Below are 24,533 nucleotides of genomic sequence, written 5' to 3'. Positions count from 1 at the left end.
CCGTCAGTCCGCCTGCTCCTCGCGCGCGAGCCGCACTCCCCGGCCGTCGCGGACGAACTCCCGCCGGCCATCTTCGCCCGGTGCGGGCACCGGGCTCGGAGCCGCGGGGACCGCCACCGGCTCGGCCACCGCCGCCCTGGTCCGGTCGATCGGCCGGTTGGGTGCCTCGGGGCGGAACTGGATCACCTGCTTCCAGCTCCGGGTGACGGCATCGGCGAAAATCAGTACCAGGTCGCCGGGCTGAGCCTCGCGGAGCGCGGCGTCGATCGCGGCCTGCTCGTCGGGGATCACCGCGATCCGCTCGGCGGCAACCCCGGCCTGGAGCAGCGTGTCCCGCAGCAGGTGGGGCACCTCTTCCGGTCCCCGGCCCCGCAGATGGTCGTCCCGGCGGACGATGTAGCGATCGAAGTGTCCCGCGGCGATCCGTCCGACCTCCACGATGTCCTCGTCCCGTCGGTCGCCCGGCGCTGCCAGCACGCAGATCCGCTGTCCGCTCACCTCGAGCCTCGACACCAGCTGGCACATCACCTCCACCGCGGCGGCGTTGTGCCCGTAATCCAGGATCACCTTGAACGGGTGCTCGTCGAAGATATTCATCCGGCCGGGGGCCTGGAAGAACGTGGTATCGAACGTCCGGAGGCCGTGCCGGATGTCCTCCAGCTTGAGTCCCATGCTGAAGGCCATCGCGGCCGCGAACATCGCGTTCTGCACGTTGTGCAGGGCGCGGCCCTCCAGTGTGGCCGGGATCAGATGGGTCCACAGGAGCGGGATGTGCGCGCCGCGGTCGTAGATGGTGATCATCTCGCCCTTGATGCCCGACTCACGCACCACGCCCCGGCCGCCCGCCTTGATGTGCTCGCCCACCAGGCCGTGGGTGGGGTCCATGGTCACGTAGCAGAGGTGCTTCGCCTCGGTGTAGTCCGCCATCGCCAGACAGAGCGGGTCGTCGGCATTGAGGATGGCGGTGTCCCGCGCCACTTCCACCACGATCCGCTTGACCTTGGCCAGCTCCGCCAGCGTGCCCACTCCACGGAGTCCCAGGTGGTCGGACTTGACGTTGAGCACGGCACCCACGTCGCAGTGCCGCACCCCCATGCCGGCACGCAGCAGCCCGCCCCGGGCGATCTCCAGCACCGCCACGTCGACGCCCGGATCGCTCAGCACCATGCGGGTGGCCACCGGGCCGGTCATGTCGCCGGCGACGGTGCGCTGCCCGTCGATGTACACCCCGTCGGTCGAGGTGAGTCCCACGTGGTGGCCCGCCAGCTTCTGGATGTGGGCCAGCATCCTGGCGGTGGTGGTCTTGCCGTTGGTCCCCGTCACCGCCGCGATGGGGATCCGGCTCGGCGTCCCCGGCGGGAACAGCATGTCCATCACCGGTCCCGCCACGTCGCGCGGCCGTCCCTCGCTCGGCGCCATGTGCATGCGGAAGCCGGGCGCCGCATTCACCTCGCAGATCGCGCCGCCCACGTCCTTGTACGATTCGGTGATGTCGCTGGTGAGGAAGTCCACCCCGCCAACGTCGAGCCCGATGGCCCGGACGGCGCGGACCGCCATCCCGATGTTGTCGGGATGGACCACGTCGGTGAGATCGGTGGCCGTCCCGCCGGTGGAGAGGTTGCCGGTCGACCGGAGAAAGACCCGCTCACCATCGGCGGGCACCGTCTCGCGGGTATAGCCTCGCCCGGCGAGCAGGGTGTCTGCCTGGTGGTCGAACACCAGCCGGGTGAGCACCTTCTCGTGGCCGATGCCGCGGCGCGGGTCGCGGTTCACCTCCTCTACCAGCTCTTCGACCGTGTGCACCCCATCGCCCACCACGTGTCCCGGCACCCGCTTGGAGACCGCCACCAGCTCGCCGTTGATCACCAGCATCCGGTGGTCCTCGCCGGTGATGAAGCTCTCCACGATCACGCTGCGGCTGTGCTCCCGCGCCAGCTCGAACGCGTCGCGCACCTGGGTCTCGGTGGTCAGGTGGATCGAGATCCCCCGGCCGTGATTGGCGTTGTACGGCTTCACCACCACCGGGTAGCCGATCTGCTCCGCCGCGGATACGGCGTCGTTCACCCGCTGCACCAGCCGCTGGCGCGGCACCGGCAGGCCAAGGTTGGCCAGCAGCCGGTTGGTCTCCTCCTTGTCGGAGGCGAGCTCCACGGCGATGTGCGGCGTACGGCTGGTGACGGTGGCTTGGATCCGCTGCTGGAAGCGTCCATGCCCGAACTGGATGAGGCTCTGCTCGTTGAGCCGGATCCAGGGGATCCGCCTCTCCTCCGCCGCCCGCACCAGCGACATGGTGCTCGGACCCAGCGCCCGCCGCTGGGCAAAGCGGATGAACTCGTCCCGCTCGGCCGGAAAGTCGAACCCCGCCGGGACCGAGCCCTCGGGCCGGAGGGCGGGGGGCAGCAGCGAGTGGAGCAGGGTGATCCCGAGGTGTCCGGCCTCGAGGCCCACGTCCTCCTGCTCGTACTGGTAGACCACGTGGTAGTGGCCCGGGGCACCCTGGGACCGGGTCTTTCCGAACGTCACCGGCTCGCCGGCCACGTTCTGCAGCTCGATCGCCACGTGCTCCAGAATGTGGCCCATCCAGGTGCCTTCGCCCTCGGTGAGCCGGCGGATGAACCCGCCCGGCTCCCCGTAGGAGCAGCCGTGCTCCTGCAGACCCGGCAAGGCGGCCACCAGCGCGTCGGTGAACGCCGGCCCCAGCTTCCCCGACGGCCATTCCTCCAGCTCGCCGAGATCCAGCTCCAGCCGGATCACCGGAAAGTGGGCATAGAGGCTGGGGCCCACGTAGACCGCTCTATCCAGTATGCGCATCGGACCTCACGACCCTTCTAGACCCGCTTGGCGATGATCGGCGCCGCCGCCGCCGCCCGGGTCTGCAGGTTGAACGTCGAGCCCTGGTCGAGAATGTGCAAGCGAAGGCCGATCAGACAGATGGGATCGTTCTTGCGGACCCGCGCCATGGAGGAGAACTCCAGCTCTGAGGGGTCCACGATGGTGAGCGCCCCACCACCCACGACCTCGAGTGTCTCGTCGGGACCGATGAACGCGGCGGTGTTCTCGTCCAGCCCGATCCCGATGGCGAACGGATTGTACGCCAGCGCCGTGAGCAGCCGCCCCAGCCGGTCCCGCTGGCGGAAATGCTGGTCGATCAGCACCCGGTTGGTGAGTCCCAGCCCCGGCGCCAGGGTGACGATCTTGGACCGGGGCAGCGACCCTTCCTTTCCGAACGCGATCATGTGCTCGCAGAGGAACGCCGCCCCGGCCGACGTGCCGGCCACGTGCATCCCTTCGCGGTTCCGCCGCCGCAACGCCTTGGCTACTTCGGTGCCGCCGATCATGGTGCTCAGCCGGAGCTGGTTCCCGCCGGTCAGGAAGACGCCGTTCACCTGATCCAGCAGGTCGAGCCACTCCCGGCGCTCGCAGTCGGACCGGCTGGCGATCGGGATCTCCCGCGCCTCCCCCACGCCCAGGCTGGTGAAGATCTGCTCGTAGCGGAGCCCGGTGTCGCTCAGCTCCGATGCGGTGGGGATGATCGCGATCCGGCAGTCGCCGCCGCCGCAGATAGTGGAAAACCGGCGCAGGATCTCGACGTCGCCAATCTTCTCCTCGGCCCCGCCGACCGGAATGATGTAGCCCCGCGGCGATTCCAACGCTAGCGGCCCTCGAGCCACTCGAACGTCCCCCGGACCGCCGGCGTGCCGTCACGTACATGCCAGCGGCCCCGCGCCATGACGTCCGCCGGCCGATGCTCCCGGTCCAGCACCACCAGATCGGCGTCCGAGCCGGCGGTGAGCCGGCCCTTGCGGGGCAGCCGCAGCAGCCCGGCCGGATTGCTGGTGAACGCCGGCAGCACCCGCTCGAGCGCCTGCCCGCCGGCCAGCAGCTCCGTCAGCGTGTCTCCCAGCGCGGAGGGGCGCCCCACGTCGAACGTCACCACTCGGCCTTCACCGTCGAACGTCGGGAAGCAGCCACCGCCGTCCGAGCTCACGGTGACTCGATTGGCCGGAAGCTCGGCGTCCAGGTATCTGAGCAGCGCCTCCGCGGCCGGCCAGGCATCCTCGCCCTCCTCGACTGGGAAGGCGGTCATGTCGATGGTGCAGCCGCGCTCCGCCAGTGCCAGCGCCTCGTCGAAGAGGGCCTTCCGCCGGTTCACGTGGGTCGGATTGAACACGCCGGCCGGCAGCTCGCTGCATCCGAGCGCTCGGCGCACCAGCTCGAGTCCGCGTGCGCCGTTGCCCACGTGCAGGTGGACGATCCCCGCCTTGTTCGCCATGAGCCCGCCGACGTGCGCCTCACCGGCAACGCGCAGCAGGTCGTCCAGGATGGGCTGGCTGGAGCGATGATCGCTGATCGCCACCTCGCCCACGCCGAGAATGAGATCGATGAGGACGATATCGAGCCGGACGCTGCCGGTCACCGTCGTCGGAGGGAGATGATATCCGCCGGTCAGGCAGTAGGCCGTGAGCCCTTCGGCGTTGAGGCCGCGCGCCACCGTGACCAGCTCCGCGGTCGTCCGCACCGCGTCATCGGTGCCCAGCAGTCCTACCACGGTGGTGACTCCGCCCGACGTCATGCGGCTGAGCCCGAGCGGCGGCACCCGGGTGTTGGGTCCGGCCTCGCCGCCGCCACCGGTCAGGTGCACGTGGCCATCGATCAGGCCCGGAATCACCCGGCGCCCTTCGAGGTCGTGCTCGGTCACCCCGAGCGATGCCGGTAGGGCGGGCACGTCGGTGCCGACCCAGGCCACGCGTTCGCCCGCCACCAGCAGGTGGGCGCGGCCTCGCGGCTCCGGGTCGTATAACTCGGCGTTGCGGAGGAGGTGGATCATGGCGCCCGGAAGTTAACGAAGGGCGGGAAGGACGGGAGGCGGTAAGGGCGGTAAGGTTCGTACGTGCAGGGCTTGAATTCCTTACCGTTCTTACCGCCTTTACCGTCCTTACCGCCCTTACCGCCTCCCGCCCACCGGCCTCCCATCACTTCTCCAGCCCCTCCGGCACCCCGTTGGGATACTGCGCCTGAATCGCCTCCCGGATCCGCACGATCCGATTCTCCGGATTGGGATGCGTGCTGAAGAAATCGGGCGTCCTGGGGCCTTGGGCGCTCTTTTCCAGGATCTCCATCAGCGCGACCATCGACCGCGGATCGTACCCTGCCTCGCTCATCAGCCTGACCCCCAGCCGGTCGGCCTCGAGCTCGTCCTGTCGGCCGAACTTCATGGTCACCAGCTGCCCGATCATCAGCGCCACCGCGCTGGAGTTCCGGCTCGACGGATCGTTGGGATCGTAGGTGGCGAGCACCGCCGCGCCGGTCAGCCCCTGGGTGAGCTGCTCCTTGGCGATGTGCTCCGCCCCGTGTCGCCCCACGACGTGTCCCGTCTCATGCCCCAGCACGCCCGCGAGCTCTCCCTCGCTGGTCAACCGCTTGAGCAGACCCTCGGTGATGAACACCTGGCCGCCAGGGAGCGCGAACGCATTGATCGTCTCGGGATCGTTCAGCAGGTGGAACTCGAAGCGGTAGGGACTCTTTCCGGCGGCGCTCCGGGTCACCACCCGCTCGCCCACCCGGCTGACCCGCGCCTGCGCCTCCTGGTCGGGGTCGGGCCCGCCGTACTGCTGCTCCATTTCCGGCGCGGCCTGCAGCCCCAGCGCCACCTCCTGCTCGGGGGTGATGCTGCCGACGTGCTGCTTTTCCTGGGTGATGGGATTGAAGACGCTGCTGCCGAAGTAACCGAACAGGGAGATGGCAGCGACGAAGAGGGCGATCCAGAGTCTTCCGCGCGACATGGGACGGCTCCCGGAGAGGATCGTCCCATTTACATCGGATCACCGCGCCGGGGCGGTGACCGTCCTCACCCCAGCGTGAATCCGCCCACCGCGCCGGTGAGCCGCTCCGCCGCCTCCGCCAGGTGGCCGGCCGAGGCGGAGATCTCCTCGGTCGACGCGTTCAGCTCCTGCGCGGCCGCGGCGATCTCCTGGGCGGCCGCGGCGTAGTCCTCGGTCCCGGCGGACACCTCGCGCATGCGCCCGGCGATCCCCTCGACCAGCCCGCGAACCTCGCCGGCGGACGCGGAGATCCGCCGGGTCCATTCGTCGTTGGCCTCCGCGTCCGCCGCCACGTGCATCAGGCCGTCCGCCGCCGCGTGTGCCGCGTCCTTGGCTGCCATCCCGCCATGACTCAGCCGGATGAGCCGCTCCCGCGCGGTCTGCACCCGGGCCAGCACCACCTGGACCGTCTCGCTGGTGGACGCGGCCGCCTGCGCCGCCTGGCCGGCGAGCTTCCGGACCTCTTCCGCCACCACGCTGAATCCCTTGCCTTCCTCGCCCGCCCGGGCCGCCTCGATCGAGGCATTGAGGGCCAGCATGTGGGTCTGCTTGGCGATCGCCTTGGTCTGGATGATGAACTTCTCGATCTCCTCCGAGGCCACCGCCAGCGCGTCAGCCTCGGTGGCCGCCTGCTCGACCTCCTCCGCCAGGCGTCCCAGCTCCGCCGTGCTCGCGTCCAGCCGCTCCCGGTGCGAGCGGGCCAGCCGGGCCAGTGCACCGTTGCGGTCCGCCGCCTCGACCGCTCCCGCCGCGAGCTCCTGGGCGATTCCCAGGATCCGGCTGGCGTCGTTGGCCGCGGCCCGGACCACGACCGCCTGCTGGTTGGCGCGCTCCGTCAGGTCGCCCGTGGTGCTGGCCACCTCCTGGGTGGATGCCGTCATCTGGTGGGTCGAGCTGGCGATCTCCTCCGCCATCGCGGCCGCGTCGTGCGCGTGCTGCCGGATGGTGCCGACCAGGTCCCGCAGCTTGAGCAGCATGGTGTTGAGCGAGGTGGAGAGCGCATCCTGTCCCGGTTTGCCGGTCTCGCCGTCGGTGCTCAGGTTCCCTTGCGCCACCCGGCTCGCGATGCCGGCCGCCCGCCCGGTGGGCCTCAGCACCCTTACCAGCAGCAGCCGGACCAGGGTCCACGCCGCGGCCATGCCGGCGGCGACGAAGAGCAGCGTCCCACGGATCACCGCCTCCCGGTTGCTGGTGACGGAGGCGAGCAGCAGGGCCACGATGAGGCCGAGCGGAGCCACGGCGGCGATGGCCGCGAGGTACAGGTTGGTGATGAATTTCTGGCGTGCAGAGGCCATGGCTATTCAGCGGCTCAGGTGGGAGAGACGGCCGCCATGCGGCCATGGTGAGATGCGGCGAGCTCTCCACCCAGCACCGGCCCGGTGCCGAGGAGCCGCTCCATCGCCGGGGGTGGCAATGCCGGCGCGAAGTAGTGTCCCTGCCCCAGTCCGCAGCCGAGCTCGAGCAGGGCGCCGCGCTGTTCCGCCATCTCGATGCCCTCCGCGATGGTGTGCAGCTTGAGCGTGTCGCCCAGACCGATGATGGCGCGCGCCAGTGCCGAGCGGTCGGCCCCGAGACCCACCTCCTCCACGAACGGCTTCGCGATCTTGAGGATGTCGATCGGAAAGCGCTGCAGGTAGCTGAGGGACGAGTAGCCGGTGCCGAAATCGTCGATCGCCAGGCGCACGCCCAGCGCCTTGAGCTGGCGCAGCCGCTCCAGGATGGTCTCGGTTTGCTGTGCCAGCACGCTTTCGGTGATCTCCAGCACCACGGCGGCCGGATCGATCCCCGAAGTCACCAGCGCGTTCCGGGTCTCCTCGATGATCGCGGCGTGTTGCAGCTGCCGCCCCGACATGTTGACCGAGACCGAGAGCGAATGTTGGGGATACGCCACCCGCCACGCCTGGACTTGCCGGCACGCTTCGCCCATCACCCAGCCGCCCAGTCGCACGATCAGCCCGGTCTCCTCGGCCAGGGGCACGAAGTGCTGGGGCAGCAGATGGCCGTACCGCGGGTGATCCCAGCGCACCAGCGCCTCCACGCCCTGGATCGCCCCGGTCCGGAGGACCACGATCGGCTGGTAGTGCAGGGTGAGCTGGCACTGCTCGATGGCGGTCCGGAGCGCGGCCTCCATCTCCAGCCGGTCGCGCACGTCGGCGTACATCCGGGATTCGTACGTCTCGGAGCGCCCCTTGCCCCGGCGCTTGGCGGCGTACATCGCCACGTCGGCGTTTCGGAGCAGGTCATCCGCCGTCTCGTCGCCGGCGGCGGTGGCCACGCCGATGCTGGCGCTCACCTGGATCTGGTTGCCGCTGAGCGAGAAAGGGTGAGTCATGGCGGCGGCCAGCCGGTCGAGGATGCCCGCCCGCCCGTCCGACCCGGCCACATGCTCGATCAGGATGGCGAACTCGTCCCCGCCCAGCCGCGCCACCGTATCCGCCGCTCGCGCGCAGCAGAGGAACCGCTCCGCGGCCGCGATCAGTAGCCGGTCGCCCTCGCCATGTCCCAGGCTGTCGTTGACCTTCTTGAAGTCGTCCAGGTCGAGGAAGAGGACGGTGATGGGGTTCCCCTGCCGCCGCGCCAGCGCCAGCGCGTGACTCACCCGGTCGCGGAACAGCGCGCGGTTGGCCAGGCCGGTGAGGGGATCGTGGAACGCCTGGTGGGTGAGCTGCTCCTCCAGCCGCCTGCGCTCGCTGACATCACGGGTGTTCAGCACGATGCCGCGGACCGTCGAGTCGTTCAGCAGGTTGGTGGCGAGGATCTCCGCGTGCAGCCAGGAGCCGTCCGGCTGGCGGAAGCGCCATTCCACCGGGCCGGTCACGCCGGGGCGCTTGGCGGCGTCGGTCACGAACTTGGCGGCGCGGTCCCGATCCTCCGGATGCAGGAGATCGGACACCTGCATACCGGCCAGCGCGGATGGATCGTACCCGAACACCCGGGTCGCGGCCGGGCTCACGAAGCGCATGACCCCGGTGGCGCGGATCACGATGATGACGTCGGAGGAGTGCTGCACCAGCGAGCGGAACCGCGCCTCGTTCTGCCGTGCCGCCGTCTCGGCCAACAGCCGGACGTTCTCCCGGACGGTGAGGAGCTGCCGGAACACCACCAGGGCCGTCACCAGCAGCGCGCCGAGCGCGAGCCCGCTCACCGGATCGGTCCACGGGTGGATGGCGGTCACCAGGAGCAGCGCGTAGGTGCTGCCGACGGCCAGATAGGGCAGGGGGCTCAGCGGTTGAATCTTCGGCCGAGGCGCCGCGGTCGAGACCGTGCCCGCCACCGGGCGCCGGTAGAACAGCTCGGCGCTCGCGATGAGCATCACGTAGCAGAGCAGGAACACCGCGTCGGTCCAGCTGGCGGGCCGCTCGCCGGTCTGGGCCCGGATCACGTTGAACGTGAGGTCCGCGACGATGCTCACCACCACGCCGCCGATCAGCAGCCGGAACGCCGCCCGGTTGCCGTCGATCGGCCGTCGGAGCCAGACAGTGGTGCTGCCAAGCAGCACCAGCATGCCCGCCAGCGGGTAGGCAAAGGCGAGGATCGTCACCATGATGCTGTTCCCCTCGGACGCGGCCGTGGGCCGGACCGAGAAGTACCAGATTGCCACCCCGCCGCCCACCAGCACCATCGCGGCGTCGAGCACGAACTTCCACCGCTCCAGCCGGGTGCGGCGTGCCAGCGGGAAGGAGAGCAGGGCGCTCAGCGTGAGCAGCGAGTCGGCCAGGTAGAACGGGTCGGCCCAGGTGACCGCCGGATTCCGGCTGAGCACGGTGAGGTAGAGGACCGAGATGGCGTTCCCGATGAACACCATCCCGCCGCCGATCGCCAGCAGCCGGAGAGCCCGCCGGACCCCGGGGTCCAGCACCGTGCGGCGGGACGCGAGCGCGTTCAGCACCAGCACGCCCAGGTTGAGCGGCATGAAGGCGACGTTGCTGATCAGGTTGCGTATCTGGGGACTGCCCCAGTCGCTGCCCTCCCACACCAGGTACGCCACGGCGTAGCAGGCGGTGAGGAACGCCACGATGAAGGGAAAGCCGCGACGGCTCTGGGACGGTGCGGTGTCGGAGATGGAGCCCTCCAGGGTCCTGGCCCATCGCCGGTCGCCCAGTTCGTGGCGTTCTGCAACTGGCAGAGCGCTGGAGCGGGGACGGAAACTCAGCTAGGGCAGGAGGTTAGCTTGGGAACCCAGGTCGGAGTGCAAGACTTGGCAATGATGGTGCCGGAGGGATTCAGCCCAGGAGGGCCCTCCCGAGCACGCCGCCAAGGGCGATGAAGAGGAGCACCGCGGCGCCGCAGCCTTTCTTGGCGGGAGTGGAGGCGTCCGCTCCCGTGGCCAGCGCAGGTGCCGCCGCCGGGACCGCTTTGCCCGCCAGCGCGTCGGCGAACTCCGCCGCCGTGGCGAACCGCTCGGCCGGTTCCCGGGCCAGCGAGCGCATGATGGCCTGCTCGACCGCTTCCGAGATGTTGGCCATGGGGCGCAGCGGGCGGGGCGGTCCCATGAATCGGCGCATCAGGGTGGCCTGGGGAGTGGGCCCCTTGAAGGGGGCATCACCGCTGATCATCTCGTAGAGCACGCAGCCCAGCGCGAAAGTATCGGTGCGGCCGTCGATCGCCTTCTCGCCGCTGGCCTGCTCGGGGCTCATGTAGGTCGGCGTGCCCACCACCATGCCTGTGGCCGTCAGCTTCTCGGCCACCTCGCTCACCGCCCGCGCCACCCCGAAGTCGGCCACCAGCACCTGATCGCCGGAGAGCAGGATGTTCTCCGGCTTGATGTCCCGGTGCACCACGCCTTGCTCGTGCGCGTAGGCCAGCGCGCTCGCGGCAGCCTGGGCGATTCGAAGCGCCTCCGCCGGGGCGAACGGCCCATCCCGCTGGAGCCGCTCGTACACGTTCTCGCCCTCCACGAACGGCATGGCGAACCAGAGCTGGCCCTCGATGTCACCGGAGTCGAGCACGCTGAGGATGTTGGGATGCTGCAGCCGGGCCGCCACCCGGATCTCCCGCTTGAAGCGGTCGGCGCCGACGGTCTGGGCCAGCTCGGCCAGCAGCACCTTGATGGCGACGGGACGGTCGTGCTGGAGATCCCGGGCCAGCACCACGGTGGCCATGCCGCCGCGGCCGAGCTCGCGGTCGAGGGCATAGCGGTCGGCCAGGCCGGCCTGGATCAGCGCGCGGAGGTCGGGCTTCACGAGGTGCCGGCGACCAGCTTCTGGAAGCGGGGGTTCTTCCGCAACGGGTCGAACATCGGGTCGATCCGGAGCCAGCCGGGCGAGAGAGAGTAGGGGACCTTGAGCAGCGGCTCGAGCTGGTCGAGGGCCTTCTCCGGCTCACCCAGAAGTGCCAGGAAGACGGTCGTCATGCCGCCGCGGCCCAGCTCGCGCTCGATGGTGTATCGATCGGCCAACGCGGCCGCGAGCTCGCTTCGGAGATCCGGCATCAGGCGGGATCCTCTCCTCCCCCGCGGAGAACGCGGACAGTATGTCGCGAAAGTCTCGCGCGTAGGTCATGGTCGCGCTCGGGGTCGTGCAGTCCCCGTACCCGAACCGGCCAGGTCGAGCGGTCCGTCACTGCGTCAGCTTCCCTTCTCGACGGCGTGAAACGAGAACTTCTGCCCGCCCACGGACGCCTCGTACATGAGCCCGCCCTTGGCCATCGTCACGATCGCCACTCCGCTCCGGTAGGCCAGGTCACCGGACGCTCGCGCCGTGAGCGCGATCGCCGACGCCTGCGCGTCGAGTTTGAGATGCCCCAGCTTGAAGTTCTCCAGCGCGTCTGGGCCCTTGAAGAAGACCACCTCGCTGTACGCCTGCCCGCCGAGCTGGAAGCCGATGGTCACCTGGGTGAGCGTGGAGCGGCCGATCAGGTGTCCGTGCTGGTACACCCAACCCTTGCCGCGCGCGCCGCCGATGCCGATGGCCCCTTTGCCGACCGTGGGGAACACGGCGTAGCCGTAGGCCTGCGCGAACACGCGGGCCATGCCCGGGTCCTTCTCCTTGAATTTGGCGATGACGGCCGCGACGTCGGATTCGTCGCGACCGGCGGCGGCCGAGCCGGCGGCCGGCGCGGTCGGACGACCCAGGGCGAGCAGTGCGACCGTCCCGAGAGCGAGGATCTGGTTCATAGGGCGGCCACGCCGCGTCTGAGGTGGGAGCAGCAACGCCGAATAATAGCCCTCCACCACGTGCGCGCCAGGGTGGCGGCCCGGGCCCTCTGGGCTGCTCCTAACCTTCTGAGGGCGATGAGCTTATCACTGCCCCGCCGGCCTGGAGCGTCAGCCTGGCCCTGAGGCGCCGGCCGGCGTCCTCCCGGACGAGCCTCAGGATCTCCCGGCGAATGAGCAGGATGCCGGGCGAGAGCAGCGACCAATAGCGGCGGAACCGCTCGCGCGAGTGCGGGTCCGTGGTGGCAACCCGCGTCTCGGTGCTGAAGATCGAGCTGTCGAGGCCGGTCGGGTCGACCTTCATCGTCCAGACGATTTTGGCGTAGCCGGGCTGGTGGAAATCCGCAAACTCATCGGGTGGCAGGCCGCGGAACACGACGTTTGCCTCCCACGGCTGGGTCACCGCACCCATCACCAGCTCGTGTCCCGGCTCGTCCGCGAGCATGCGCCAACCCAGGGCGAGCGCCTCGCTCAGGAAAGTCTGCTGCACACGACCCCTCGGAGGCTGCGCGCCCATCAACAGCTCGCGCCCCCTGAAGATCGCCCGGACCAGGCCGGATCGCTGCAGGTCGAGATCGCGCGCCGCGGTATAGGTCATGTCGGCCGGGGCCGCAACCTTCGTCTCGTGCAGCTCCCGCACCTCGTAGGTCGGCATGAACCGGTCGACCAGCGGATCGGGGCGGCCGAGTACCGACGTCCGCTTGCCATACCGCAGCCAGGTCATGCCGACGTAGCCCAGGCCAGCCAGCGCCACCGTTGCGGCTCCCGCCCCGATGACCCGCCCTGCGCGGCGCTTCACTTGGGAAGCAGCGCGCTGAGGGTGACGCCGAGATAATACGGCCACAGGAGAATGCCTAGCACCGCCTTCCAGAACGTGAGGTGCAGCAACCCGATGGTGAAGAGCCAGGCCCAGACCCACACCACGCCCGCCAGGCCCTGCTGCTCGATGCGGATTCGTTCGGTGTTCATCGGAAAGTGCCCCGTCCGTTAGGGAAAACCACGCGCCAGAGCACGCTACACCGGAACTGGCGAAGCTCGCTTGAATCACCCATGAAGATTTGTTTAGTGGGGCAGTAACTCACGCTGCTGATAGACCTTGCCGTTGCGTATCACCAGCCGGATCCGACGCACGTTCCGGCTGTCGGCCGTGGGATCCGCCTCGAACACCACCACGTCTGCACGCTTGCCCGGCGCGATCGAGCCGATCTCCCCGTCGAGCGCCATGGCGCGGGCGGCGACGATCGTGGCAGACGCGAACACCGCCGCGGCCGGCATCCCCGCCTGCTGCATCGCTTCCATCTCCCGGTACACGCTCGGCCCGTGCGCCGTGCCGGGGTTTCCCGCGTCCGTCCCCATCGCGATCGGGATCCCCGCCTCATACAACCGCCGGAGGTTGTCCGCACCGGTGTCGCGCTCCCGCTTCGCGTCCGGTCCCTGCCAGTACGCGTTGCCCTGGGCGCGCAGCGAGTTGGGAAGCACCGTCTCGAGCTTGTGCCGTGCGCCGGGATCTATGCAGTCCAGTGGATAGCGCAGCCCCGGCGATCGCCCGGCGAAGACATCGGCATAACCCTCGAGCACGCTGAGCGTCGGGATCACGATGGTGTGATTTCGCTTGGCCGCGCTCAGGAACTCGTCATCGACCGTCCCCGTGAACACGTCGTGCACCAGCACTACCGCGCCCGCCTCTAGTGCGTCCTTCGCCTGGGGCAGCTCGGTCGCATGTACGATGAGCCGGAGCCCCGCCTTCCGCGCCTCCTCGCCGGCCAGCATGAGCATCGCCTTGGCATGCGCATGCCCCGAGTCGGGCACCTGGATGTACCAGACCTTGAGCGCCTCGGCACCCTGCCTCTGGTGCTCGCGAACGGCGGCCTGGACCGTCGCGCTGTCGCTCATGTAGTCGAACTGTCCCCGCATCTGCGAGTCGACTTGGATGGTGGCGAGCAGCGGCCCGGCGGCCTCGAGGCGGGGCGCGTCGCTCGCGACACGACTCGCCCGAGCCACCTCATAGGTCCAGGGGAATCCGCCCACGTCGAACACGCTGGTGACACCGCTGCAGAGGTTGGAGCGGTGGAACCGCTCCGGGTGAGACGCCAGGTCGCGAACCACCGAGTCGTAGGGATACTGCGAGCGCAGGTCGATCGCGTCGGGTCTCCCGTCCACCCAGCCGGTCTGGGAGTAGTGCACGTGGGCGTCGATCAGGCCTGGGCCCACGTACGTGCCCTGAACCGAGAGCTTGGTCGAGCCCTTGGGAGGCGCACACTCCGCTGTCGGTCCGGCGCATGAGATTCGGTCGCCCTGCAGGACCACTGTGGCGTTTGGAATCGGCGGAGCGCCCGGATTGACCAGCGTGCCGCCAACCAGGGCGACGGCACCAACCGGCGTGGCGGCGGGCTCGGGTGCGGACGCGGTATTTCCTGGCCGGCACGCGAGAGCCAGGACGAGGAGCGCTGCACCCGCCATGCGGTCTATCATGGAGTTCTCCATTGGGGAGGAACGGATCGCCGGTGTAAAGCTACAGCGTGCCTGCCCGCTCAGCCTAGACGTCTAACTGCCTTGAAAGTGGGCTTTCCTTGAAGGTCTTCTGGTGAGAGTTTGGTGTGGTGAATTGTGAAATCCGCCGGCCCCGTGCCGGGTGCGTTCTTGACACGTACTAAGGAGCGAGATCATGGCTGCACCCCAACCGATCACCCCGTGCCTCTGGTTCGACAACCAGGCCGAAGAGGCCGCCCGCTACTACACCGGCATCTTCAAGAACTCCAAAATCGGCAAGATCTCCCGCTACGGGGAGGTTGGCCGTGAAGTGCACGGGCAGGCCCCCGGCACCGTGATGACCGTCGAGTTCGAGCTCAACGGCCAGCCGTTCACCGCCCTCAACGGCGGCCCCATCTTCAAGTTCACCGAAGCCGTCTCCTTCCAGATCATGTGCCGGACCCAGGAGGAGATCGATCACTACTGGAACAAGCTCTCCCAGGGCGGCGACAAGAACTCCCAGCAGTGCGGCTGGCTCAAGGACAAGTACGGGCTATCCTGGCAGGTGGTGCCCACCGTACTGGCGGAGATGATGAGCGACCCGAATAAGGAGAAGGCGGGGCGGGCGATGCAGGCGCTGCTGCAGATGAAGAAGCTCGACATCGCCGAGCTCGAGCGGGCGTTCGAGGGAGAGACGGCCGGAAGCCGGCGCTGACGAGTGGCCGCACGCCGAGTCGAAGTGCTCGGCGTGCGGCTGGCTCATCACCCTACGCGGTCCCCGCCACCAGCTTCATGAACCGCGGATTCTTCCGCAGCGGGTCGAATGTCGGATCGATCTTGAGCCACCCCGGCGAGAGATAGAACGGGATCCGGAGCAGCGGCTCGAGCAGGTCGAGCGCCTTCTCGGGCTCGTCCACGAGGATGTAGATCCGCACCAGCTGGAGCTGATTGTACGGTCCGCCGTACGCGTCCTTGGAGATCGGGGCCTGCGCCACTCCCCGCTCACCCTCCCTGATCGCCTCCGCTTTGCGTCCCAGGTAGGCCAGGGCGACACCGAGCAGCGGATGGCTCTGCGCATCGTCAGGCGTGAGCTTCAGCGCCTCCTCGAAGGCTCGCCGGGCGGTGTCGGCGTATGCTCGCATGCGAGCTTCCTGGCCGCGGAGCCTATACGTTCCGGCCAGCGTCAGGCCCCAGGCCCCGCGGTTGTCGTCGAACGGCGCGGGGGTCAACCGGAGCAGCAGGTCCTGCTGCGACTCGCTTAGGGCCCAGTACGTGTCCCAGTAGTTGGCCATGAAGGCGACGAGCCCAATCGGGTCCACGCCTTTGGCGTTCTGCAGACTGGCGCGGGCTCCGGCAAGGTCCCCCTGAGCCAGGGCCACCATGGCTCGGTTCTGCAGCAGGCTCAGATTGTCCGGCGCGATGGCGAGCCCCCGTTCGGTCGCCTCCTGCGCCTCCGGATATCGCCTGAGCCAGAGCAGCGCGCGGGCCATCCGGCGAATCGGAAACACCGACCTCGGATCCAGGGTCGCGGCACGCTGAAAGAGCGCCAGCGCGGAGTCCATTCGTCCGAGGCTCTGCTCGACGATCGCGCTGCCGGCCAGCAGGTCGGAGTTGGCGGGTGTGCGTTGCAGGCCGCCCGCGTACTGCTCCAGTGCCCGAGCGAAGTCACCGACCACCAGGTTGTAATAGTCACCCAGCGCGAGATGCGTCTCGCCGGCGTCCGGTCCGACGGCAGCGGCGCGTTGTGCCCCCGCCAGCGCCGCGCCGGCATCTCCGCCATTGCCCGATCCGTTGTAGTACAGGGCCGAGTGCGCCCGCGAGAGCTCCGCCCAGGCCCCGACGAACCCGGAGTCGAGCGCCACTGCCCGCTCGTAGTAACCGATCGCCTGCCGCAGCTTGCCTGGATCCGATTCGCCCAACCTCGCGGACGCCTCTTCGCCCTTCAAGAACGCGTCATACGCCGCGATGCTCTGCGTCGGCTTCTGGGCCAGTGCCTGCCGCTCGCCGGCACCGAGCGCCACATTGAGCGCCTCCGCGACATTGCCGGCGATGTCGGCCTGGACCTGGAACACGTCCGTGATCGCCGCGTTGAACGGCTGCTGCCACCGGGCCGTGCCGGTCGAGACCTGGATAAGCTCCGGGCTCACCTGCACCCGGTTCGTCCCATCGCGCTTCTCCCACCGAACCTTGCCCACGACGAGATACTGCACCCCCAGCTCCTGTCCGATCTGCTGCGGCGTCTTGCTGGCATGCTTGTACTGGCTGGAGCTGTTGGACGCGATGACCTCTAGGCCGGGCAGCCCCGTGAGCTTGCCGCGAACCGCATCGGTCACCCCGTCCGCGAAATACTCCTCGTCGGGACTGCCCAGATTCTCGAACGGCAGAACGGCGACGAACTTGGGACCCTTGCCCGTGTCCTCAACGCTCCGGTGGGCCCGTTGCCAGACGAGCATCCCCATCGTCGCGGTGACCAGGAGGCCAAGCACGAAGGTGACGGCCGCGTTGACCCGGCGCGGCGAACGCGCGGGGGCCGTGGCGGACGTTGCCGGTGGTGGGATGGGTGGGGCGCCTGTCGTCACGGAGGCGAGCGGCCGGGTCCCGGGCTCGAGTGCGCGCGCGAGCTCGGCCGCCGTGGCGAACCGATCTGCCGCTGTCCGCGCCAGCGCCCGCTGGAGCGCCTGCTCCACCTGCTCCGGCACTGTCTCGCGCAGCAGCCGCACCGGCCTTGGCGTCTCCATGAACCGCCGCGCGATCATGGCTTGCGCGGTGGGGGCCGCGAACGGCGTCTCCCCCGCCAGCATCTCGTAGAGCACCACGCCGAGGGAGTAGATGTCGGTCCGCTGGTCGAGATCGCGCTGGCCGCTCGCCTGCTCCGGGCTCATGTAGGCCGGTGTGCCCACGGCCAGCCCCGTCTCGGTGAGCTTCTCGTCCCCCGCGCCCAGCGCCCGCGCGATCCCGAAGTCCGCCACCAGTGCGTGCGTGCCAGCCAACAGAATGTTCTCGGGCTTGATATCCCGGTGGATGATCCCTTCCTCGTGCGCGTAGGCCAGCGCGTCGGCGGCCTCGCGCGTGATGCGGAGCGCATCTTCCACCGGGAGCTGCTTCTCGCGGGTGAGTCGGTCGCGCAGGCTCTCGCCCCGGACGAAGGGCATGGTGAACCAGAGGAGCGGCGGCGCTCCGGGCACCGCGACCTCGCCAGAGTCGAGGACGGTCAGGATGTGGGGGTGCTGGAGGCGAGCGGCCAGCCGAATCTCGCGGAGGAAACGCTCCGGCCCGAGCGAGGCGGAAAGGTCAGCGTGCAGAACCTTGAGCGCCACCGGCCGGTCGTGCCGGAGATCGCGGGCGAGGTAGACCGTGGCCATGCCGCCGCGGCCGAGCTCGCGCTCGATCGCGTAGCGGTCGCGCAGCGATTCTACCAGTCCTCGGACCGGCTCGGCCATGCCGCAGCTCGATTGTAGAGGGGAGAGAGCCACCCAATAATAGCCCAGCTCGGAACCGGCGCCAGTGGCAGACGCGGCCCGGGTGTGCTAGTAACTCTCCAACCCGCCTGCCTTTACGCGTCAGGGATTGGGTCACCCTCAGGTAACGCGGAGGCCACGGGCACCTGCGATCATGTCGGTGTTCGCCGTCGCGGTTCAATCCGACAGGGGAGGCTCCCATGATGCGAAGTATCAGGCGGCGCTACAGCTCGGCGGTTCTGCTGGTCAGCTGGCTGTCCGGGTGCAGCAGCTGGCAAGCTCCGAACGTCGCTCCCGAGAGAGTACTCCAGGATTCAAACCTGGTGAGGAAAGGCGTCCGCGTCACCACGCTGGACGGGCAGCGGTTCAAGCTCGACCATCCCGCGCTCAGGGCCGATACCCTGACCGGCACGCGCGACACGACAGCCGTCGCCATCCCACTGGGGCAGGTCCGGGAGCTGGATGTCAGGCGCCCGAGCGCGCCGCGCACTGCCTTGCTCGTGGGGGGATCGCTGGTGGGTGCGGCCGCAGCGACGCTGGGCGTGCTGTGCATCGTCTTCTGCGGATACACCGACTAGTGCGCGTAGCCCGCACCCAAGCGGGCAACTCCTCACCCCGACATGGGCGAGTGGGTGGCGAACCGGGGCCGATGGCAGCAACCTGACGGCGCTGCTAAGTTCCATCTCTCTACACCCCGAACCAGACGACACGATCGCCCATCCGACCAGCACGCTCCCGCGGGCTCTGGCCGGCCGGGTGAGCCGTGCGGAGGGATCTTCACCCTCGATGACCCAGCCGCCGTCCCGCCTGGCCGACGCCGTAGCCGATCTCTACCGTCTCGAACGCGAGCTGGGGGCGGGCGGCATGGCCACGGTCTATCTCGCCGAAGACCTCAAGCATCACCGCCACGTCGCCATCAAGGTGCTCAAGCCCGAGCTCGCCGCCGTGATCGGCGCTGAGCGGTTCCTCCGTGAGATCAATACCATCGCCACCCTGCAGCACCCCCACATCCTGGGTCTGATCGACAGCGGCGAGGTCAACGGCACCGCCTACTACGTGATGCCGTTCGTCGAAGGAGAGTCTCTTCGCGACCGGCTCAACCGCGAGAAGCAGCTGCCGATCAATGATGCCGTGCGCCTCGCCACCGAGGTGGCCAGTGCCCTCGACTATGCCCACCGCCACGGCGTGATCCACCGCGACATCAAGCCGGAGAACATCCTGTTGCACGATGGCTCCGCGCTGGTGGCCGACTTCGGCATTGCGCTCGCCGCGAGCAAGGCCGGCGGGACCCGGATGACCGAGACCGGCATGTCGTTGGGCACCCCGCACTACATGAGCCCCGAGCAGGCCATGGGCGAGCGGGAGATCACGGCGCGCTCCGATGTCTATGCCCTGGGATGCGTCACCTACGAGATGCTGGTCGGGGAGCCGCCGTTCACCGGGCCCACCGCCCAGGCCATCGTCGCCAAGATGATGACCGAGGAACCGCGCTCGCTCACCATGCAGCGCCGTACCATCCCGCCTTACGTTGATGCCGCGGTAGGCGTCGCGTTGTCCAAGCTCCCCGCTGACCGCTTCGCCAGTGCGGCGGAGTTCGCCGGTGCGCTGAGGGACGAGACGATGGTTCGGCGGTCAGGAGGAACGGAAAGGACTATCAGCCGCGCGTCGTCCCGCTTCCCCGTGTCCCCGGTGCCGTCGTTCCGCCGTTCAGTTATTGGGCTCTCTGTCGCACTCGTCATCACCGGGGCACTCGCCCTCTGGGGCTGGCTTGGGCGCGCTCCCAGGGGCAGCGTGAGTCGCCAGCGGGTGGCGCTGTGGAATCATTCGTTCGGGCAGTTTCTCGCCCCGGGGCTCGAGCACCTGATCACCCAGGCCGCGATCGCTCCTGATGGCTCGAGCATCGTGTTCGTCGATTCCGTCGGCAATACCAGCCTGCTGTTGCGGAAGCGACGGGATGAGATCGAGCCCGCTCCACTGGCTGGAACGGAGGGCGGCGTCTCGCCCTTCTTCTCACCCGATGGGAGGTGGATCGGGTATCTGACGATCGACGGACGGTTGCGCAAGGTGCCGGTCGAAGGCGGCGGTTCGATTACCCTCGCAAACTCCTCGAATTCGGGCTACCTCGGCGCGACCTGGCTGGCTGATGGCACGATCGTCTACGTCGGCCAGGAACAGGAACTTCGCCGGGTGTCGGCCGACGGTGGGGAGAGCCGGGTGGTGAGGCGAAGCAGCTCGACCGATCGAGTCAACATCGCCACCCTGCAGGCGTTGCCCGGCAGCCGCGGCGTCCTCGCCACGGTCTGCCCGGGGAACTGCGGCATCGAATCCTCGATCTACGTCTTCGATTTCGCCGCCGACAGCGGTCGGATGATCGTGCCGAACGCGGCCGGCGCATGGTATTCACCGAGTGGTCACCTGCTCTACACCGATCGCACCGGCGGCCTCTACGCCGCGTCGATCGATCTCAAGCGGCTCGTCCTCACCTCTGGCGTGGTCCCGGTGCTCGAGGATGTGGCGCCGGTCAGCTTCAGCTTGTCGCCGTCCGGCACCGCGCTCTACTCCGTCAAAGGCGGCAGTGCGTCGTCCGAGCTGATGTGGGTTGCTCGGGACGGTCAGGCCGTTCCACTCGACACCGCCTGGCAGGCGGACTTCCATTATCCCGCGCTGTCTCCGGACGGCAAGGCGCTCGCGGTGAGTGTGCGAGACGGTTCGACCCAGCTCTGGATCCGGCGGGCCGACGGGACTCGTCAGAAACTGTCGCAGACCGGGACGGTGAACTGGCGCCCCTCCTGGGTGCCGGATGGCAAGGCGCTGGTGTACCTGTCGAACATGAACGGCGCCGGCGGTCAGGATGCCTACGATGTGTATCAGGTGCCGGTAGACGGCAGCACCGCGCCGGTGCGGCTGCTGCACCATACCTTTGGTCTTTGGGAAGCCGAGCTCTCGCATGATGGAGAGTGGCTGGTCGTACGCTCGGACGAAGAAGGAGATATCGGCCATATCCGCGCCCGGCGACTTCGAGGCAGTGATACCGCGCTGGTCCCGCTGGTAGTGGGAAAGGACCAGAGCAACGAGGCCTCGCTCTCACCCGACGGTCACTGGCTGGCCTACTCGCTGCTGACAAGCGGGCGACGAGAGATCTACGTCACCTCCTTCCCCAATCCCACGTCCACTCACGTCGTCTCCCGAGACGGCGGGTCCGAGCCACGCTGGGCCCATAGCGGCCGGGAGTTGTTCTTCCGAGGCCCGCGACGGATGATGGTGGTCGAGGTGACGCCCGGATCGACCTTCACCTCTGGAAGTCCGCGGCCCTTGTTCGATCTGTCCGGCTACCGTGCCGCCCGAAACCGCCAGGAATACGATGTGGCGCCCGACGACCGCCACTTCCTGATGATCCGGGAGGCGAGCGAGGAGGCGGGTCGGAATGTGATCTACGTCGAAAACTGGCTTGATGAGTTCACCGCCAACATGAAGGCGCGACGCTGAGTCAGGCGCTTCCCTCTTTAGCCCCCTCCATTAACGCTAACGCTTCTTGGCCTTCGCCTTAGTCTTGGCTTTCGCCTTCGCTTTCGCCTTGGCCTTCGCTCTCGACTTGGGCTGAACCCGCTCGGGAAGCTTCGCCTTTCCGGTTTCCCGATTCCACTCCTCGAATGTCTCCTCCGAGATCTCTCCCTTGACCAGAAGCTCGGCGAATTTTCTGCGCTGGGCCTTGCTCTTGAATGGCATGCTCACTCCAGCTGTCTTGTAGCCGTGCTCCGGGGAAGCAGAGGTTGGTCGGTCAGTTGGGTTGCCCTGGAGCGGCGGTCGTCCCCTCGACCAGCTTCCGGAACCGCGGGTTGCTCCTGAGCGGGTTGAACGTAGGATCGATCCGGAGCCACCCGGGCGAGAGATAGTACGGCAACTTGAGCAGCGGCTCGAGCTGGTCCAGCGCCTTGTCCGGCTCACCCACCATGATGTAGATCCGGGACAGCTGGAGTTGATTGTAGGCCCCGCCATACGCGTCCTTCGAGATCGGGGCCAACGCCAGCCCCCGCTGTCCCTCGCGCACTGCCTCAGCCTTCCGGCCCATGTAGGCCAGGACGACACCTAGGAGCACGCGATTCTGTCCGTTGTTCGGATCAGCGCGTAACAACGCCTCGAACGCGATGCGGGAGGAATCGGCGTAGGCCCGCGCGTGCAACGCATCGCCGTGGAGCGCATAGGCCTGGGCCAGCGCCAGTCCCCATCCCGCCCGATTGTCGTCGAACGGTCCCGGCGTGAGCCGGCGCAGAAGCGCCTGCTGTTCGTCATTCAATACCCAGTAGAGATCCCAGAATGTGGCGGTAAAAGCCACCAGCGTGGTCGGCTCCACCCGAGTGGCGGCGGCGGCGAGCACGGACCGTGCTCCCTCGAGGTCGCCTTGGGCCAGGAAAGTCATCGCATGAGTCTCGATGACATCCAACGACGTCGGGGCGATCTGGAGTGCCCGCTCGCCGGCCTCACGCGCCTCGGGATAGCGCCGGAGGAACAGGTACGCGCGATCCAACCGCCGGGCCGTGAGAACCGAGCGCGGATCGATGCGGCTTGCTTGCTGGAGGTGCTCGAGCGCATCCGTCCAGTGGCCGGTGCTCTGCTCGGCCAATGACGCCGACGCGAGCAGCTCGGCGTCGTTGGGAGAAAGCCGCCGCCCCGCTGCGTACTGGTCGACGGCTCGTCGAAAATCCCCCGAAGCGGCGTAGTAGTCGCCCATGGCCAGATAGCCGGCCGAGCTGGTGGGTGCGAGAACAAGCGCGCGCTCCGCGCCGACGCGGGCGAGGCTTCCGTCGAGTGACGAGCCGCCGGTGCCGGCGATCGTCGAGCGCGCTCGCGAGAGCTGAGCCCAGGCGGTCGCGAACGTGGAGTCGAGCGCCACAGCCTGCTCGTAGTATCCAGCCGCCCGCCGCAGCGTCACCGGATCAATGGTGCTGAGGCGGACACTGATCTCTTCGCCTTTGAGAAAGGCGTCGTACGCCGGCAGACTGGCGGTCGGCCTTGCCGCCAGGGTCTGGCGCTCCGCGCTACCGAGCGCCACATCCAGCGCCTGGGCCACGCGTCCTGCAATGTCGGTCTGGACCTGGAACACGTCGGTCACCGCCGCGTCGAAGGGCTCCTGCCACCTGGCAGTCGAGGTGGAAACCTGGATCAGCTCGGGGCTCACCCGCACCCGGCTGGCGCCACCGCTCTTTTCCCAGCGCACCTTCCCCACGAGCAGGTAATCCACGCCCAGTTCCTGCCCGATCTGCTCGGCCGACTTCACGGTGCCCTTGTACTCTGTCGAGCTGTTGGACGCGGTCACCTGCAACCCCGGCAGTGCCGTCAGCTTCCCGCGGACCGCGTCCGTGACGCCATCGGCGAAGTACTCGTCCGCCGCGCTGCCCAGGTTCTGGAACGGCAGGACCGCGAGGCGTCGGGGGCCGTTCTCTTCGCGAGCGGGAGGCCCATGCCGTTTGAGCCACCCGAAGAGCAGTCCGAGCCCCAGCAGGAACCCGAGGCCAAGCGACGTGGCGGCGACCGGGACCCTGCGCCTACCGCGCGGGCGCCCGCCGGTGGTCGCGGGCGATGGGGCGGGAGCGGGGGCCGCGGCTGTCCTCACGGTAGGAACTGGTGCCGACACGTTTGCACCGAGCGCACGCGCGAACTCCGCCGCGCTGGCGAACCGATCGGCAGCCGTGCGCGCCAGAGCTCGCTGCACCGCCTGCTCGACATGCTCCGGCACTGCGTCGCGGAGCTGCCGCAGGGGGCGCGCCGTCTCCATGAACCGCCGGGCGATCATCGCCTGCGACGTCGGCGCGTCGAACGGCGTCGCACCGGCCAACATCTCATAGAGCACGGTCGCCAGGCTGTAGATGTCGCTCCTGGGATCGAGATCCTTGTCACCCGCGGCCTGCTCGGGACTCATGTAGGCCGGCGTGCCCACCGCCATGCCGGTCTCGGTGAGTTTCTGGTCGCTTGCCTGGGTGAGCGCCTTGCCGATCCCGAAGTCGGCGACCAGCGCATGGCCCTCGCTGAGGAGGATGTTCTCCGGCTTGATGTCGCGGTGGATCACCCCATGACGGTGGGCATAGTCGAGCGCGTCGGCCGCCTCACGGGTAATCCGAAGGCCTTCATCGACCGAGAGCTGCTTCTCGCGTGTGAGGCGCTCGCGCAGACTTTCGCCCTCGATGTACGGCATGGTGAACCAGAGAATCGGCGGACTGCCCGGCGGTCCCGCGATCTCACCCGAGTCGTGCACCGTGAGGATGTGCGGATGCTGGAGCCGGGCGGCCAGCTTGATTTCCCGCTGGAAACGCTCCGCGCCCAGTGCCACAGCCAGCTCGGCGTGCAGCACCTTGAGCGCGACCGGGCGGTCATGCCTCACGTCCTGCGCCAGGTAGACCGTCGCCATGCCGCCGCGGCCCAGCTCACGTTCCAGCGCATACCGTCCGGCGAGGGCGGCCTCCAGCGCGACGCGAAGCTCGGCGCTCACGCGGTGCCCGCCACCAGCTTCTGGAACCGCGGGTTCTTGCGCAGCGGCTCGAACGCCGGATCGATCTTGAGCCACCCCGGCGACAGGTAGTACGGCATCTTGAGCAGCGGCTCGAGCTGATCCAACGCCTTCTCCGGCTCGCCGAC

At 68.6% G+C, this 24,533-nt stretch carries 18 protein-coding genes; 3 read left to right on the top strand and 15 right to left on the bottom strand.

Features of this window, described 5'->3' with window-relative positions:
• Positions 1–3: 3 nt before the first annotated feature.
• From cphA to VHR41_16685, 12 genes are all read right to left on the bottom strand, one after another.
• On the bottom strand, positions 4–2,811 hold the full coding sequence (gene cphA / locus VHR41_16740) for a cyanophycin synthetase (protein ID HEX3235847.1): 2,808 nt from the start codon (positions 2,809–2,811) through the stop codon (positions 4–6).
• A gap of 17 nt (positions 2,812–2,828) precedes the next feature.
• The gene (locus VHR41_16735) at positions 2,829–3,650 is read right to left on the bottom strand and encodes a cyanophycinase (GenBank protein ID HEX3235846.1); all 822 of its coding nucleotides are present in this window, start codon (positions 3,648–3,650) and stop codon (positions 2,829–2,831) included.
• Positions 3,651–3,652: 2 nt separating this feature from the next.
• A complete protein-coding gene (gene iadA, locus VHR41_16730; GenBank protein ID HEX3235845.1) occupies positions 3,653–4,828 on the bottom strand; it encodes a beta-aspartyl-peptidase in 1,176 nt (391 codons plus the stop codon).
• A gap of 145 nt (positions 4,829–4,973) precedes the next feature.
• A complete protein-coding gene (locus VHR41_16725; protein HEX3235844.1) occupies positions 4,974–5,783 on the bottom strand; it encodes a M48 family metallopeptidase in 810 nt (269 codons plus the stop codon).
• Between the two features lie 65 nt (positions 5,784–5,848).
• Positions 5,849–7,117 carry a methyl-accepting chemotaxis protein gene (locus tag VHR41_16720; GenBank protein HEX3235843.1) on the bottom strand — a complete coding sequence of 423 codons (1,269 nt, stop codon included), beginning with the start codon at positions 7,115–7,117 and terminating at the stop codon, positions 5,849–5,851.
• Positions 7,118–7,131: 14 nt separating this feature from the next.
• The gene (locus VHR41_16715; GenBank protein HEX3235842.1) at positions 7,132–9,837 is read right to left on the bottom strand and encodes an EAL domain-containing protein; all 2,706 of its coding nucleotides are present in this window, start codon (positions 9,835–9,837) and stop codon (positions 7,132–7,134) included.
• 208 nt (positions 9,838–10,045) lie between these two features.
• Positions 10,046–11,005 carry a serine/threonine-protein kinase gene (locus tag VHR41_16710; GenBank protein ID HEX3235841.1) on the bottom strand — a complete coding sequence of 320 codons (960 nt, stop codon included), beginning with the start codon at positions 11,003–11,005 and terminating at the stop codon, positions 10,046–10,048.
• Complete coding sequence (locus VHR41_16705; GenBank protein ID HEX3235840.1) at positions 11,002–11,253, bottom strand: hypothetical protein; 252 nt, start codon at positions 11,251–11,253, stop codon at positions 11,002–11,004. The genes VHR41_16710 and VHR41_16705 overlap by 4 nt, the downstream gene beginning before the upstream one ends.
• A gap of 135 nt (positions 11,254–11,388) precedes the next feature.
• The gene (locus tag VHR41_16700; GenBank protein HEX3235839.1) at positions 11,389–11,937 is read right to left on the bottom strand and encodes a hypothetical protein; all 549 of its coding nucleotides are present in this window, start codon (positions 11,935–11,937) and stop codon (positions 11,389–11,391) included.
• A 100-nt stretch (positions 11,938–12,037) separates the two neighbouring features.
• Entirely contained in the window at positions 12,038–12,775 is a 738-nt protein-coding gene (locus VHR41_16695; GenBank protein ID HEX3235838.1) for a hypothetical protein, read from the bottom strand.
• Positions 12,772–12,945, bottom strand: a complete 174-nt coding sequence (locus VHR41_16690; GenBank protein HEX3235837.1) for a hypothetical protein — start codon at positions 12,943–12,945, stop codon at positions 12,772–12,774. Before VHR41_16690 ends, VHR41_16695 begins: the two co-directional genes overlap by 4 nt.
• Positions 12,946–13,038: 93 nt before the next feature.
• On the bottom strand, positions 13,039–14,448 hold the full coding sequence (locus VHR41_16685) for an amidohydrolase family protein (GenBank protein HEX3235836.1): 1,410 nt from the start codon (positions 14,446–14,448) through the stop codon (positions 13,039–13,041).
• A gap of 193 nt (positions 14,449–14,641) precedes the next feature.
• Between VHR41_16685 and VHR41_16680 the strand changes: the two genes are divergently transcribed.
• On the top strand, positions 14,642–15,160 hold the full coding sequence (locus tag VHR41_16680) for a VOC family protein (protein HEX3235835.1): 519 nt from the start codon (positions 14,642–14,644) through the stop codon (positions 15,158–15,160).
• Between the two features lie 52 nt (positions 15,161–15,212).
• Here VHR41_16680 and VHR41_16675 read toward each other — a convergent pair whose 3' ends face one another.
• Positions 15,213–17,885: a protein kinase gene (locus VHR41_16675; protein ID HEX3235834.1), complete on the bottom strand. Its 2,673-nt coding sequence runs from the start codon at positions 17,883–17,885 to the stop codon at positions 15,213–15,215.
• Positions 17,886–18,103: 218 nt separating this feature from the next.
• Between VHR41_16675 and VHR41_16670 the strand changes: the two genes are divergently transcribed.
• Together VHR41_16670 and VHR41_16665 are read left to right on the top strand one after the other, a co-directional pair.
• On the top strand, positions 18,104–18,481 hold the full coding sequence (locus VHR41_16670) for a hypothetical protein (GenBank protein ID HEX3235833.1): 378 nt from the start codon (positions 18,104–18,106) through the stop codon (positions 18,479–18,481).
• A gap of 208 nt (positions 18,482–18,689) precedes the next feature.
• Positions 18,690–21,389, top strand: coding sequence for a protein kinase (locus VHR41_16665; GenBank protein ID HEX3235832.1), 2,700 nt, complete (start codon positions 18,690–18,692; stop codon positions 21,387–21,389).
• A gap of 36 nt (positions 21,390–21,425) precedes the next feature.
• Here the strand turns inward: VHR41_16665 and VHR41_16660 are convergent, their stop codons facing one another.
• Together VHR41_16660 and VHR41_16655 are read right to left on the bottom strand one after the other, a co-directional pair.
• Complete coding sequence (locus VHR41_16660; protein HEX3235831.1) at positions 21,426–21,629, bottom strand: hypothetical protein; 204 nt, start codon at positions 21,627–21,629, stop codon at positions 21,426–21,428.
• Positions 21,630–21,681: 52 nt separating this feature from the next.
• Positions 21,682–24,387 (bottom strand): protein kinase, encoded by a 2,706-nt coding sequence (locus VHR41_16655; GenBank protein HEX3235830.1) that lies wholly within the window; start codon positions 24,385–24,387, stop codon positions 21,682–21,684.
• Positions 24,388–24,533: the final 146 nt, after the last annotated feature.

This window comes from Gemmatimonadales bacterium (assembly GCA_036265815.1).
Taxonomy (GTDB): Bacteria; Gemmatimonadota; Gemmatimonadetes; order Gemmatimonadales; family GWC2-71-9; genus CAVVWJ01.
Note: the sequence above shows the minus strand (reverse complement) of the source record. Positions and strands in the feature narration are given on the sequence as shown.